Genomic DNA, 13,448 nt, shown 5'->3' with positions numbered 1-13,448 from the left:
TACAGCCCTTTATCAGTGTGTCCGGCAGCGGTAAAGGCGCAGACAAAGAAAAGTATTCTAAATAAAGTTGATATCTGCAGCTTTAAGGTGGAAGATATCATCGTATCTGTTTTCCAAATCGTGGTTCATATGGTGAGTGATGGTGATGACCGTAAGTTCCTTCTGCTCAAGCAGCCGGCTCTCAATCTCGTAAGCGGTCTGCTGATCCACCGCGGAAGTCCCCTCATCAATGATAAGGATCGGGGTATGGCGGATGAGTGCCCTGGCCACAGCCACACGCTGACGCTGGCCGCCGGACAGGAGGCTGCCGTTTTCCCCAACAGGAGAGTAGATGCCCTGGCTGAGTCCCGGCAGAAACTGGCTGACCCCGCTGTTCTCCAGTGCAGCTTCCAGTTCCTCCTCCAAAAAACTTTCTCCCAGGCAGATATTGGTGTAGATATCCGCATCAAACAGGAACACATTTTGATGGATTACAGAGACCAGACGATTCAGCTCAGACTGCGTAAAATCCGTCACGGACCGCCCGTCATAGCAGATTTCTCCCTGGAAACATCCGGAATATCCCGTCAAAAGCTTGATTAATGTTGACTTGCCGCAGCCGCTCTCACCCAGAAGGGCATACTTCTTTCCGGCTTCAATGCAAAGATTTAAGTTCTTTAAGACGTCCGGGCCGTCCTGATAGTGAAAAGTAACATCATGGCAGACGAGGGCGTCCTGGAAAACAGCAGGACTTTGGACTGCTGTCCTCTCTGCATTTTGAGAAGACCCGGGTCTGGAGGCGGGCGTGCTTGGGAGCGCAGAGTCCGGCAGCTGCCTGCCCGCTTCTGCATATTGGGCAAGGTGCTTCAGAACGGGTTTCATACTGGAGACCTTGGGAATATTCTGCATCAGCATGACGACCGGGGTTACAAACATGCTGCTCAACTGGATGAGGGCCAGCAGAGTACCCATGGTAATCTGTCCTTTCAGCAGCAGATATGCAGCGGCGAATACGATAACAATCACGCTTAGAGAAGATAGAATGTCGGAAATACATTCGTTGACTGCCAGAAGAGTATCCGCAGCAAACTTCTTTTTCGCGGTTTCCTTATTGACGGTGCGATATTTTTTAAATATAAAAGAATGCATGCTGTATCCACGGATGACCTCATATCCGTTTAGGTAATCTTTGGCTTTTGCCGTGAATTCAGCCAATTTTTCCGAGTAGGCATCCTGTCGTTTCTGCATCTGCTTTCCGAGCAGCGCAGGAATCAAAAACATAAGAACCAGGAAAACCAGCAGTATTCCTGTGATAACCGGACTTAGATAGAACAAGATTCCAAGCGTAGTCAGGAACAGGACGACCATCTGGGAACAAAGCATGAGGGGAGTTAGATAATTTTCCTCCACCAGCTTTACATCATTCACCAGTGCCGAAAGATAATCTGCCGTGTTGCGGGAGGTATATGCAACGGGCTCCTTTGTGATAACTCCGCGGAAAATGTCATCCCGCAGATGACGGGACACATTGCGAAGCAGCAGTTTTCCAAGAAATGCTTCCAGAAATCCCATAATACCAAGGGCTGCCAGATAAATCAGCATGATGATGAACAAATTGGAAAAGCCGCTCAGATCTTTCTGTGTAGCCACATCTATAATTTGCTGCAGCAAGATAGAAATGAAAGCCGCGAGTGCGGCATTGATTCCGCCGATTAAGACAGCACCTGCTAAAAGGACGCGGTCTTTTTTTTTAAATAAACTCATAAACAGACTCCTTTATAATATGTAAATTTGACAATATTGCAATATATTTCATGAATATAGAATACAATAGAATTCTAATATTGTCAAATAAATATTATATAAATCGAATTTATAAAATGAGGTTGACTGATAATCAAAAACGTAATATAATATGTTTACAAACGCAATATAAAAATATTTCGTTCGAAAGAAAAAAGGGGAATCCATATGGGGAAAGTTGAGGAAAGACAGGCAAAGATACTCGAAATATTAAGTGAAAAAGGAAGATGCGAGGTTACGGCAATAGCTGAGCATTGCCAGGTTTCTCTTGTGACGGTTCGAAAAGACTTGACAGAGCTGGAAGAGCGGGGACTGCTTCGAAGAGAACAGGGCCATGCCATTCTGAATGATGACAGCGATATGAGGCGGCGGCTTGCAGTAAACCATTCTACCAAGCTTCAGCTTGCAAAAGCAGCTGCATCGCTCGTGGCAGACGGAGACACGGTGATGATCGAATCCGGCTCCTGCTGCATTCTTCTGGCAGATGAACTCAGCCGGACAAAGCAGAATGTCACCATTATTACGAACTCCACCTTTATGGCAGAGTACATAGGAAAACGCCCAAACGTGCATCTTGTGCTGCTCGGAGGCGATTATCAGGCGGATTCCCAGTCTGTAGTAGGACCTGTCACAAAGCTGACGGCCCAGGCTTTCCATGTGAAGAGGTTCTTTGCAGGCACGGACGGATACCGGCCGGGAAGCGGTTTTACCGGGGATAACCATCTGCGTGTGGAGACATTAAAAAATATGGCTGATAATGCAGAAGAGATTGTAATTATTACGGAATCCGCCAAGTTTGCCAGACAGGGCATTGTATCGCTGTGCTCTCTCGATGAGGTGCAGTATCTGATCACAGATTCCGGGCTTCCGGATGATGTACTGGATGATCTTGTCGATCATGGCATTCATATCATAAAGGCAACTATATAAACCAACTTTATATACCATAAGGGCATCTTGTGCACCAGTTCAGACCTGTCTGAACTGTTACGAATCTATTAAAAAGGAGATAAATATTATGGAAATCATATTGGACACAGCAAATCTGGAAGACATTCGCAGGTACAACGACATTTATGACATCACAGGGATTACATCCAATCCTACTATACTGGCAAAGGAGAAAGCGGAATTTTTCCCGCTCCTTCTGGAAATCCGCAGCATCATCGGGGAGAAGCAGCTCCATGTGCAGGTGACAGGAAGTACATGTGAGGAGATGCTGAAAGAGGCCGAAGCATTGACAGGCAGGCTTGGAAAAGACACTTACATTAAGGTGCCCGCCAATGAGGAAGGAATCAAGACGATGAAGGTGCTGAAATCCCGCGGAAACCGTGTGACAGCGACTGCAATCTATATGCCTCAGCAGGCCATGCTGGCAGCATCCGTAGGCGCAGACTATGTGGCGCCATATTTTAACCGTATGAACAATATAAATGTGGACAGTAAAAAAGCAATCGGTGATATGGCATGGCTGTTTGAACACAACCAGATTCAGACGAAGATCGTAGCCGCCAGCTTCAAAAACACACAACAGGTTATGGATGCGCTTATGGCAGGAGCCCAGGCGGTGACGGTATCTCCGGAACTTTACACACAGATGGTGGAAAATCCGATGATTGATTCTGCAATTGCAGGTTTTGCAGCCGATTGGGAAGCAACCTATGGGGATAAAAGGATTTACGAATTATAAGAAGACAAAGGAGGCATCTACATGGCTCAATATATCATTGCCCATGACCTGGGAACATCGGGGAATAAAGCGACTTTATTCCATATCGACGGCCGCTTCGTAAAAAGCTGTACCATTCCCTATAAAGTGCATTTTTTTGGTAAGAACTGTGCAGAGCAGGATCCTGAGGACTGGTGGGCCGCGGTCTGCCGGGCGACCCAAAATGTAATGGAGGGTATCGAAAAAACGGATGTAATCGCAATTTCCTTTTCCGCGCAGATGCAGGGCTGTCTGTTGGTAGACGGCAAGGGAAAGCCACTGCGTCCGTCTATTATATGGGCCGACCAGCGCGCAGTAAAAGAAACGGAATATCTGAACCGCGAGATTGGATTTGACAGAATGTACGAACTGACAGGCCATCGCCTGAATCCCAGTTATACGCTGGAAAAGATTATGTGGTTGAAGGAACATGAACCCGAGATATATCAGAAGGCAAGCAGATCACTTCAGGCGAAAGATTATATTCTATTCCGCCTGACTGGCGAATTTGCCACGGATTATTCGGATGCCTCAGGCACCAATGCGCTGGACCTGGAACATCTCTGCTGGTCGGATGAGATTCTGGAAGCCTCTGGTATCCGGCGCAGTCTGCTCCCGGAACTGCACAACTCCACAGACATAATAGGAAAAGTGACCAAAGAGGCGGCCAAGGCATCGGGATTATGCGAAGGCACTCCTGTTATCTGCGGCGGAGGGGATGGCCCCTGCGCTGCGGTTGGCGCCGGCTGTATCCATGACAACGAGCTTTTTGCAACATTTGGGACATCGGCCTGGATCGGCGGAACAACAAAAGAAAAATTCCTGGATGAAGAGAAGATTTTCTTCTGCTTTGCGAATATCATCCCAGGAAAATATATGCCCTGCGGAGCCATGCAGGCGGCCGGGAGTTCGTATTCCTATATACGTGGACTTTTAGAACCGGGGAGACCATATAGCGAGCTGAACGCCATGATCGAAAAGTCCCCTGCCGGGGCAAAAGAACTGCTTTTCCTTCCGTATATGCTGGGTGAGCGCTGTCCCCGCTGGAATGAAGAGACGAGCGGGGCTTTTCTCGGCATCAAGATGCACCATACGAAAGAGGATTATATCCGTGCGGTAATTGAGGGCGTGGCATATAATCTGGAACTGATCCTGGCTGCCTACCGGAAATACCTATCTGTTGATTCCCTGATCCTGACGGGCGGAGGAGCCAAAGGGGATGTCGTGTGCCAGATACTTTCGGATGTATTAGAGGCAAAGCTTCGCACCCCGGACCATGTGGAGGAGGCAACCTCCATAGCCGCCGCCGTAACGGCGGGCGTGGGGGCAGGTGTTTACCACAGTTTCGAAGAGATCAGCCGTTTCCTTAAAATTCAGAAAGAATATACCCCAAATACGGACAATGAGGAAGTCTACCACAAGATGAAAAAAATATTTGATGCCAGCTATTATGCCCTGGAATCTGTATACAAAATGTTCTGAGCAGGGAATTTACGGGCGGGTATTATCTTCTGAGCTTGCACTTTGCGCTCCTTGTATGATATTCTATACTCATGAAATTAAGAACGGGGGAATTTTATGAGTATCGAGATTTATAACGAACTGGATCCGGTATTTGAGATACTGGGGCTTCTTACCATTGCACATGGCGGAGACTGGAAGACAGATGTCATAAAAGCGATGGATGATTATGGGATAGATGGAGAAACATTTTATAATAAACATTTAAAGACAGTGGAAAAATATATAGAAACTTTTCAAAAGTATAAAGTAGAGACGCCTTCCGAGGGTTTTTTCTTCCAGAACACATCGCAGGAGTTATTTATGATGGTTCTCACAATGACAGTAGAGAACCGGAAGTACCTGGAGGGAGAGGAGCAGTTAGATCCTATGAAGCTCAGGAGTTTTATCGCATTTTACATTACTGATACGGTAGAACATGCCCAGCTGCCTGAGATAAAAGATATGCCCCAGCTGCCCGATGAAAAGTCTATGCTGGAATTTTTGGACAAAGCGGATTTGAAAAGCGAAGAAAAATGGTATGTGCTGGATCTCCTGCGAAGGCCCGACTACTGGTTTTCACAGCTGTTTGAGACTATACGCCTCAATATGCCCGCATTCGAAAGAGCCCGTGCAAGCGTGGCAAAGCCACTGGAGAAGCAGCTAAAACGTCTTGCCAAATATGAGAATAACGGATTCCTGAAGCTTGTCAACACATGCGGAGACAATCCCATAGTTTACCCAACCCTTGTATTTCCAATGCTTCAGATGGTACTGTATTCTTACTGTTACGAGGGCATATTGAATGAAGAATTAGAGAAAAACGAGTCGGCATCGATCAGCATAAAAGAGGAAGTTATCCGCCAGTCGAAAGCCCTCGCTGACAAAAGTAAGCTGGACATCTTATGTTCCCTGAAAGAATCCAGCAAATACAATTTGGAACTGGCCGAAGCACTGGATCTTTCTCCGTCCACCACCTCACACCATATGAGCATTCTAATGGGCAGCGGCCTCGTCACCGTTCAGAAAAAAGACGGGAAAGTATACTACTGCCTGCAGGAAGAAAACATAGAAAAATACATCCAGTCCCTAAAAAAACTGTTACTTTAGGGGGGGGGGACGCCTGCATGAATCAGGAGTGAGGGCTTCTCAGTGGACACATCCGGTGATTTCAGGGGCAGCCATTTGCGAAGAAACCGTAACATCAAAGGGGGACGCCTGCGTGGATCGGGAGTGAGGGCTTCTCAGGGGACACATCCGGTGATTTCAGGGGCAGCCATTTGCGAAGAAACCGTAACATCAAATCGGAAGCCCCGCATGGAACCGACGACATTCACCGTGAAATTCTGATGAATTTCACGGCTTAGGTCGTCTCGGAATTTGCTTTGGAGAGCAAATTCCGCCCATGCGGGGCTTCCGATTTGATGCAACGGTTTCTAACGCGCATTCTAAGCCCCTGAAATCACCGGATGTGTCCCCTGAGAAGCCCTCACTCCCGATCCACACAGGCTGGTGCATCCCGTCGGGAGACGAAGCCGGAACGGGGAGGGGCAAGGCGTGGCTTTCTTGGCCCCAGAAGCCAGCATAATATAAGCCATAAAAACTAACTGGGTACATTGCGATGCACCAGTTCAGCTCAATCCGCTGCCCCCGTCCGGCATTCCCACCCTGGCAGCGTACAGTTCTGCCTTGATGCACCTAGCCGCGGGGGATTCGGAGATGGGGGGCGGCCCTTCAAGTCGAATCCCCGCCGCCCCCAAAATTTCCGTCTGGTAATATGTGGTGGGGGGTGCTATACTTTACCATGTATTATTTTGTTGAAAAGGATGAGAATGATGAGGAATCCGAAGTTTAAGAATAATGTGATGCTTGTGCTGACCGCTCTGATCTGGGGGAGCGCTTTTGTGGCTCAGAGTGTGGGGATGGATTATATCGGGCCGTTTACGTTTAATTCTCTGCGGTGTTTTTTGGGCGGGATTGTGCTGCTTCCTGTTATTGGGGTTATGGGCAGGAGGAAAAAGACGGAAGGGACAGAGGTACAGGGGGACGAGGCGAATAGGATCGGTAAGACGCTCTGGATCGGGGGTCTGCTCTGTGGGCTTGCGCTTGCGGCGGCGAGTTCGCTGCAGCAGATCGGGCTTGTGTATACGAGCGCCGGGAAGGCCGGGTTTATTACGGCCCTGTATATTTTGATTGTACCTGTTCTTGGGCTTTTTCTGGGCCGGCGGGCAGGGGGGAAGACCTGGGCCGGTGTTGGACTGGCTGTTGTGGGGATGTATTTCTTGTGTATGAAAGAGGGATTCTCCATAGCTTATGGAGATGTTCTGATGATCATCTGCGCTTTTGTTTTTTCGTTACATATTTTGATTATTGATTATTTTTCTCCGAAAGTGGATGGCGTGAAGCTCTCCTGCATACAGTTTTTTATCTGCGGGATTCTCTGCGCGGTGCCGATGTTTGTCCGCGAAAAGCCAGCCATGGGGAGTATTCTGGATGCGTATCTGCCGCTTCTCTATGCGGGGGTTCTCTCCTGCGGTGTCGCCTATACGCTGCAGATCATTGCACAAAAAAATACGGACCCCACGGTGGCTTCGCTTATACTAAGCCTGGAATCCGTATTTGCCGCGCTTACCGGCTGGCTGATTATACATGAAACACTTTCTGGGAAAGAATTGTTTGGGTGTGCCTTGGTGTTTGCCGCAATTATTCTGGCACAGCTTCCGGAGAAAAACCCTGTGTGGAAAGAGAATCATGATAACGGGTAAAACAATTTTTCCCTCTGCGTTTTGATGTCTCCAGAGCCTGACTGGTATGCCGGAAGAGTTCTTCGTATGTAGTCCCATCCTGCGGATACATGGCGGCTCCCATGCTGACCGTGTATTCGGAGTCTTTATACTTCTGCGTCAGAGCCTTCGTAAGAGAGGCACAGTATGGCTGGATAAATTCTTCTGAAAAGAGTTCGCTGAAATACATTAGGAACCTGTCTCCGCCGATCCGTGAGCAGATATCCATTTTACGGATATTGTTTTCGGAAAGGCGGGCGATATGCTTTAAGATCTGATCCCCGAATAAATGTCCGTTTTTTTCGTTCAGTCTTTTGAAATTATCCAGGTCAAACATGATCATAAGGCCGGTTGTCTGCGGATTATTGGTTATGTTCTGCACAATAATTTTTTGCGCTGTTGTCTGTGTGTACAGATTTGTCAGAGCGTCCCGGTGGGGGAGCTCCTGTATCTGCCGTTCTTTTCCATTCCGGGACAGCGATATCCTTCCGACACAGCTGTACAGCTCTTCATTTCCTTCATTATCGGCCCAAAGCGTGCGGCCAATGAATTCATACCATTCCTGCGTCCCGCTAATAGTAGTCAGAAGCATTCTCTTCTGAAATACAGGAGAGAACGGTGTGGTAGCCGCTATACGTTCCATCAATTCCTGAAAATCATTTTTCGCAACGACTCCATATAACCGGCTCTTTTTGACAAAATCTGTTATGATAGATGGAAAATTAAACTCTTCCTGACACTTTTCAGAGAACAAGACCGTGTCCGTACTGAAATCATATTCGAATAAAACATCTTCTGATAAGGATGCGATAAACTGATATTTGGTCCGTTCCTGTTCCAGAAGAAACAGCGTGCGGTCGGAGAGCTTGACACCTTTTTTTTGAAACAGTTCCTTTGAGAGCTGGTTGATATTGAATACGTGTGCGGGATCCCGGCTGCGCAGGCTGACCGCATGCTCCAGATAGGTATCGACCGCTTTGAGACAATCAATCAGCCTGTTGTTAAACATGCCGCATTCTCCGTTCAGGATCATCTGCATGGCCTGTTTATGAGTATAAGGAGGTTTGTATACCCGCTCGCTAACCAGCGCATCATAGACATCCGCGAGGGAAACAATCTGTGCGGCGATCGGAATCTCATCCCCTTTCAAGTGGTCAGGGTATCCATTACCGTCCCAGCGTTCGTGGTGCCAGCGGCAGATCTGCCTTGCATACTTTACCAGTTCCTCATTGCTGCCAAAACGCAGTTCATTCAGCATCTGCTCTCCGCGTGCGGAGTGGGTTTTCATGACTTCGAACTCTTCAGCAGTGAGTTTGCCGGGTTTATTCAAGATCTCTTCCGGAATCTCGATTTTACCGATATCATGCAGAGCGGCCGCATTCGAGATCAGTGCAATATGGGATTCATCCATCGCATACTCCGGATAACGTTTCCGCAGCGCTTCCAGTAGAATCTCAGTTATAATGCGTATGCGGATGACGTGGAGCCCGGATTCCCCATTACGGAATTCGACGATTGTACTGAGAATATTGATCATAAGAGCGTTGTTGCTCTCCTTCTCAATTACCTGCTCCTTTACGAGACCTTCCAGCTCCTTTTGTTTCGAGTAAAGGATGATGGTATTTTTTACACGTTGAAGGACGATATTCGAGTCAAAGGGGCGGCTGATATAATCCACAACACCGTATTCGTAACCCTTTTCAATATATTCCCTGGAATTTTCCGATGAAATGATGACTACAGGGATAGTCTCGTGCCAGTGGTTCTTCTGCATAATTGTCAGGACATCAAATCCTGACATTTTTGGCATTAAAATATCGAGCAGAATCAGGGAAATGGAAGCGTCATTCTTTTTCAGAATCTCAATAGCCTCTGTCCCATCGGCTGCCTCAATGATATTGTAATCCTCCTGCAGTATATCGGACAGGACGGCCCGGTTCAGTTCCGCATCATCTACGATTAAAATGGTTTTCTTTTGTTCTGTGCTTGTCATTCACTTGCTCCTTAGGCTAATCAGAACCTGGCCAGCAGATCCCGGACAGTTTCATATTCCTTCACAATATCCACATATTTCTCTTTTACCACAGAGCTGTCCGCCTCCCCGGGGGACAACGTTCTTAAGTACTCTGTTAAAGAAGAGGCTGCGGCCGTAAGAGGGGGCAGTTCCAGGTTAAGTGCCATTCCTTTGATTGTATGAGCCGCTCTGAATATCTCTTCATGATCGTTGGATTCCACTGCATGCTCCAGAGTTTCAAAAACCGGATCTTTCAGAAGAAGATGCAGATACTTATCGATCAGAGATTCTTTGCGCAGTCTCTGTAAAACGACTTGATAATCGGCGCCAATATTTTCATAAAATGTTTGTAATTCCATTTGATCGGCCTCATTTTTCTTTCATAAATTTTTCTATTACATGGAGGATCCCGTCATCATCGTTGGAGCGGGTAATAAAGTCGGCGGTATCCTTTACGATACTCTGGGCATTTTCCATAGCTACGCCAAGACCGGCATATTCAATCATGGATACATCGTTATAACCGTCTCCGCAGCAGATCATCTGGTCTGCAGTCATTCCGATGCTGTTCAGCAGCTTCTGCAGGGAATAGGCCTTATCGATCTTCTTGGGCATAATCTCCAGAAAGAAGGGCTCGGAACGGTATATGTTCAGGAAAGTGTGAAAACGTTTTTTCAGCGCTTCCATCATCTTTTCCATGATGTCAGGATCCCCGGCAGCCAACAGCTTATTAACCGGGAAATTCAGGTGTCCGACAAAATCAGGGATCTCTGCCACGGGCATTTTGTTAAGAAAGGATTCCTGCTCTGTGTACTTGTTGACTGCGATTCCGGACAATATATGGCTGTTGTTATACGACAGAAGATCCACACCTGGAAACGAAGCCGCAATATCATAGACAACTGGTATAATTTCCGGAGGGAGGGTTTTGTTATAAATATCGGTACCGTCGGAGCATCGGGTGATGCGGGCTCCATTATAGGAAAGTATATAACTGCCGAAATGATCCAGATGCAGTTTTTCTGCCAGAGGAAGGACTCCGAATATGGGACGTCCACTGGCAAGAACCACTTTTTTCCCCTCTCTTTGGATCTCGATCAGAGCGTTTCTTGTGGGTTCCGTAATTTCTTTTCTGGAATTAGTCAATGTGCCGTCCAGATCCAGCACGAGCATTTGATAATCCATATTTACCTCTTCTTTAATACTTCGACAATCTCCGGAAACTCCATCGCATGGGAGGCTTTTACCAGAATTGTATCATTTGTGTTAATCAGGGGATCTATGTTTTCCAGAAATTCGGTCTTCGTTTCATAATAGTGCACGTGCATTTCCGGATTCACTTCCATTGCTCCCCGGGCGATGTCCTCTGCAAGGGAGCCAATGCAGATCAGTTCGTCTATGCCGGCATCTGCGGCGAATGCTCCCGTCTCACGGTGCATCTCATGTTCTTTTGGACCAAGCTCAAACATATCGCCAAGGATCGCGACGGTGCGTCCGCCAGCCTTACTGAGGACATCCAGGGAAGCCTTCATGGAGGCCGGGTTGGCATTGTAACAGTCATCGATGATAGTAAGAGTCTCTGTCTCAATCAGATGGTTCCGTCCGGCCAAAGGCGCCAGGGATTCGATTCCCTGCCGGATCTCCTTATCATTCATGCCCATAACCCGTCCGACGGCAATGGCGGCCAGTGCATTATATACCATATGCGCCCCGGGGATGGAGATATGTGCGCGGAATTCGGAATCAGGCGTGTGGAAGCGTGCAGCCGTACCCTTTAATCCCAGGTTCTCTATTTCGTCTGCATAGTATGCCAGATCCGGGTTCAGGCCAAAGAAAACAGGCTCAATATGGTTGGCAGGCTTAACGGATGCCAGCATATCATCATCCCCATTGAGTATGATATCCCCTTCCGGATTCATATATAAAAACATTTCCGTTTTGGCTTTTAAAATGCCTTCGCGGGACTTCAGCTGCTCCAGATGGGCACAGCCGATATTGGTCAGGACGCAGACATCCGGGCGCGCGACTTTTGCAAGACGTTCCATCTCGCCAAAATCACTGATGCCCATTTCCAGAATGGCAGCCTCATGATCTTCCCGAATGTTAAAGATTGTGAGGGGCAGTCCGATCTCATTGTTGAAATTGCCCTCGGTTTTCAGGACGCTGTATTTTTGTGCCAACACGGAGGCAATCATCTCTTTTGTACTTGTCTTGCCCACACTGCCTGAGATACCCACCACCTTCAGGCGGAGGGAACGGCGGTAGTGCTCCGCGATATCCTTCAGGGCCTGGGCGCAGGAATTTACCATGATATAGGGGTAGGAAGCGCTCTCGATTCTCTTTTCTGAAACGGCGCACAGCGCTCCGTCCTGAATGGACTGGGGGATGAACATATGGCCGTCCACCCGGGCGCCGCGAAGTGCAATGAACAGACAGTCTTTTTGGATCCTGCGGCTGTCAATGGTAACGGATGTGACTTGTTTGTAATAGCTTTCCTCGTCTCCGTAATAGATTCCGCCGCATGCAACGGCAATTTCCTTCAATGTCATATTTTTCATCGTTCGTACCGTCCTTTACTGGTATCTGGCTTCCAGGGATTTTTGGATAATCAGTTCACACAAATCACCGTACTCAATGCCTGCTGCTGCCGCCTCCTTTGGCAGTAGACTGGCGGCTGTCATGCCGGGCAGCGTGTTTACCTCAAGGCAGTAGAGATTTCCCCTGCTGTCCAGGAGAAAATCTGCGCGGCTGTATACATTGAGCTTCAGGGCTCGGTATGCCTTTACGGTGAGCTCCATCATCCGGTTTGCAGTATCTTCGTCAATATCGGCGGGGCAGACTTCCTCTGTGGCGCCATCCTGGTACTTGTTGGCATAATCGAAGAACCCTGTTCTGGGTATGATCTCAATTGGAGGGAGGGCCTTTCCGTCTATGATGCCGCAGGCAAACTCTCTTCCTTTAATATATTCTTCAATTACCACTTCGTCCTCGTAGCGGAAAGAACTGCTGAGCGCTTCTTCGTACTCGCTCTCTGTGGTAACGATGTATACCCCAATGCTGGAACCTCCGGAACACGGCTTTACAACAACCGGAAGTGTGAGGCCGAGGGCCTGCAGTGATTTTTCCGCTGCCTTTTTATGAACGCAGGCTCCGGCCGGCGTGTCAATGCCCGACTGCAGAAAGATCTGTTTGGTAAATCCTTTGTCCATTGCAACAGCGCAGCCAAGAGAATCCGGACCGGTGTATCTGATTCCAAGCAGGTCAAAGGTAGCCTGCAGTTTTCCGTTCTCCCCCTCTCCGCCGTGCAGCCCAAGGAACGTGATGTCTGCCATGCGGCATAGTTCGATGACGTTGGGGCCGAGGAAACAGTCCGGCTGATCCGGGCGGGAGGCTTTGACCGCTTCGATGTCCGGTTCGGTGGTATCGATGTTTTTGACGATCCCGAGACCGTGGTCAGGAAGGGTAAATACCTCTTCCAGGCGATCTGGATCGTAGGGGAAACCAAGGAAAACATCCAGCAGAAAAGCATCGTGTCCTTTTTCAAGCAGGGTTCTGCAGATGCCTGCACTGGAGGACAGGGATACGTCGCGTTCTGTGCTGAGTCCTCCGGCTAATACTATAATCTTCATTTCTTAAATCTCCTATCTTCATTGAGTTTATA

At 48.1% G+C, this 13,448-nt stretch carries 11 protein-coding genes; 5 read left to right on the top strand and 6 right to left on the bottom strand.

Going from position 1 to position 13,448, the window contains the following annotated elements:
- Nucleotides 1-57: 57 nt before the first annotated feature.
- Nucleotides 58-1,743 carry an ABC transporter ATP-binding protein gene (locus tag MWG26_RS19935; protein ID WP_117440591.1) on the bottom strand — a complete coding sequence of 562 codons (1,686 nt, stop codon included), beginning with the start codon at nt 1,741-1,743 and terminating at the stop codon, nt 58-60.
- Between the two features lie 207 nt (nt 1,744-1,950).
- On the opposite strand from MWG26_RS19935, the gene MWG26_RS19930 reads away from it, so the two are divergent.
- The 5 genes from MWG26_RS19930 (at nt 1,951) to MWG26_RS19910 (ending at nt 7,755) form a co-directional block, all read left to right on the top strand.
- Nucleotides 1,951-2,712: a DeoR/GlpR family DNA-binding transcription regulator gene (locus MWG26_RS19930; RefSeq protein WP_025655880.1), complete on the top strand. Its 762-nt coding sequence runs from the start codon at nt 1,951-1,953 to the stop codon at nt 2,710-2,712.
- 88 nt (nt 2,713-2,800) lie between these two features.
- Entirely contained in the window at nt 2,801-3,472 is a 672-nt protein-coding gene (locus tag MWG26_RS19925) for a fructose-6-phosphate aldolase (RefSeq protein WP_025655881.1), read from the top strand.
- 21 nt (nt 3,473-3,493) lie between these two features.
- Complete coding sequence (xylB, locus tag MWG26_RS19920) at nt 3,494-4,972, top strand: xylulokinase (RefSeq protein WP_025655882.1); 1,479 nt, start codon at nt 3,494-3,496, stop codon at nt 4,970-4,972.
- Between the two features lie 96 nt (nt 4,973-5,068).
- Nucleotides 5,069-6,100 (top strand): ArsR/SmtB family transcription factor, encoded by a 1,032-nt coding sequence (locus tag MWG26_RS19915; protein ID WP_025655883.1) that lies wholly within the window; start codon nt 5,069-5,071, stop codon nt 6,098-6,100.
- 725 nt (nt 6,101-6,825) lie between these two features.
- Entirely contained in the window at nt 6,826-7,755 is a 930-nt protein-coding gene (locus MWG26_RS19910; protein WP_025655884.1) for a DMT family transporter, read from the top strand.
- On the opposite strand, the gene MWG26_RS19905 is transcribed toward MWG26_RS19910, so the two are convergent.
- Genes MWG26_RS19905 through MWG26_RS19885 form a run of 5 tightly spaced genes read right to left on the bottom strand, consistent with a single transcriptional unit; the run spans nt 7,694 to nt 13,416 of the window.
- Nucleotides 7,694-9,766 (bottom strand): GGDEF/HDGYP domain-containing response regulator, encoded by a 2,073-nt coding sequence (locus tag MWG26_RS19905; RefSeq protein WP_117440592.1) that lies wholly within the window; start codon nt 9,764-9,766, stop codon nt 7,694-7,696. The two genes, MWG26_RS19910 and MWG26_RS19905, sit on opposite strands and share 62 nt — an antisense overlap.
- A gap of 20 nt (nt 9,767-9,786) precedes the next feature.
- Complete coding sequence (locus tag MWG26_RS19900) at nt 9,787-10,146, bottom strand: Hpt domain-containing protein (RefSeq protein ID WP_025655886.1); 360 nt, start codon at nt 10,144-10,146, stop codon at nt 9,787-9,789.
- A gap of 10 nt (nt 10,147-10,156) precedes the next feature.
- Nucleotides 10,157-10,972, bottom strand: a complete 816-nt coding sequence (locus MWG26_RS19895; RefSeq protein ID WP_025655887.1) for a Cof-type HAD-IIB family hydrolase — start codon at nt 10,970-10,972, stop codon at nt 10,157-10,159.
- A 2-nt stretch (nt 10,973-10,974) separates the two neighbouring features.
- Complete coding sequence (locus tag MWG26_RS19890) at nt 10,975-12,345, bottom strand: UDP-N-acetylmuramoyl-tripeptide--D-alanyl-D-alanine ligase (protein WP_025655888.1); 1,371 nt, start codon at nt 12,343-12,345, stop codon at nt 10,975-10,977.
- A gap of 15 nt (nt 12,346-12,360) precedes the next feature.
- Entirely contained in the window at nt 12,361-13,416 is a 1,056-nt protein-coding gene (locus tag MWG26_RS19885) for a D-alanine--D-alanine ligase family protein (RefSeq protein WP_025655889.1), read from the bottom strand.
- Between the last annotated feature and the right edge of the window lie 32 nt (nt 13,417-13,448).

Source organism: Faecalicatena contorta, assembly GCF_022835095.1.
Classification (GTDB): domain Bacteria; phylum Bacillota; class Clostridia; order Lachnospirales; family Lachnospiraceae; genus Faecalicatena; species Faecalicatena contorta.
The sequence above is the reverse complement of the archived record's forward strand: the minus strand, read 5'-3'. Positions and strand labels throughout refer to the sequence as shown.

Excerpts from the sequence above, each read along its gene's own strand:
- MWG26_RS19935 (WP_117440591.1), bottom strand. The coding sequence starts at position 1,743 with ATGAGTTTATTTAAAAAAAAAGACCGCGTCCTTTTAGCAGGTGCTGTC.
- MWG26_RS19930 (WP_025655880.1), top strand. The coding sequence starts at position 1,951 with ATGGGGAAAGTTGAGGAAAGACAGGCAAAGATACTCGAAATATTAAGT.
- MWG26_RS19925 (WP_025655881.1), top strand. The coding sequence starts at position 2,801 with ATGGAAATCATATTGGACACAGCAAATCTGGAAGACATTCGCAGGTAC.
- xylB (WP_025655882.1), top strand. The coding sequence starts at position 3,494 with ATGGCTCAATATATCATTGCCCATGACCTGGGAACATCGGGGAATAAA.
- MWG26_RS19915 (WP_025655883.1), top strand. The coding sequence starts at position 5,069 with ATGAGTATCGAGATTTATAACGAACTGGATCCGGTATTTGAGATACTG.
- MWG26_RS19910 (WP_025655884.1), top strand. The coding sequence starts at position 6,826 with ATGAGGAATCCGAAGTTTAAGAATAATGTGATGCTTGTGCTGACCGCT.
- MWG26_RS19905 (WP_117440592.1), bottom strand. The coding sequence starts at position 9,766 with ATGACAAGCACAGAACAAAAGAAAACCATTTTAATCGTAGATGATGCG.
- MWG26_RS19900 (WP_025655886.1), bottom strand. The coding sequence starts at position 10,146 with ATGGAATTACAAACATTTTATGAAAATATTGGCGCCGATTATCAAGTC.
- MWG26_RS19895 (WP_025655887.1), bottom strand. The coding sequence starts at position 10,972 with ATGGATTATCAAATGCTCGTGCTGGATCTGGACGGCACATTGACTAAT.
- MWG26_RS19890 (WP_025655888.1), bottom strand. The coding sequence starts at position 12,345 with ATGAAAAATATGACATTGAAGGAAATTGCCGTTGCATGCGGCGGAATC.
- MWG26_RS19885 (WP_025655889.1), bottom strand. The coding sequence starts at position 13,416 with ATGAAGATTATAGTATTAGCCGGAGGACTCAGCACAGAACGCGACGTA.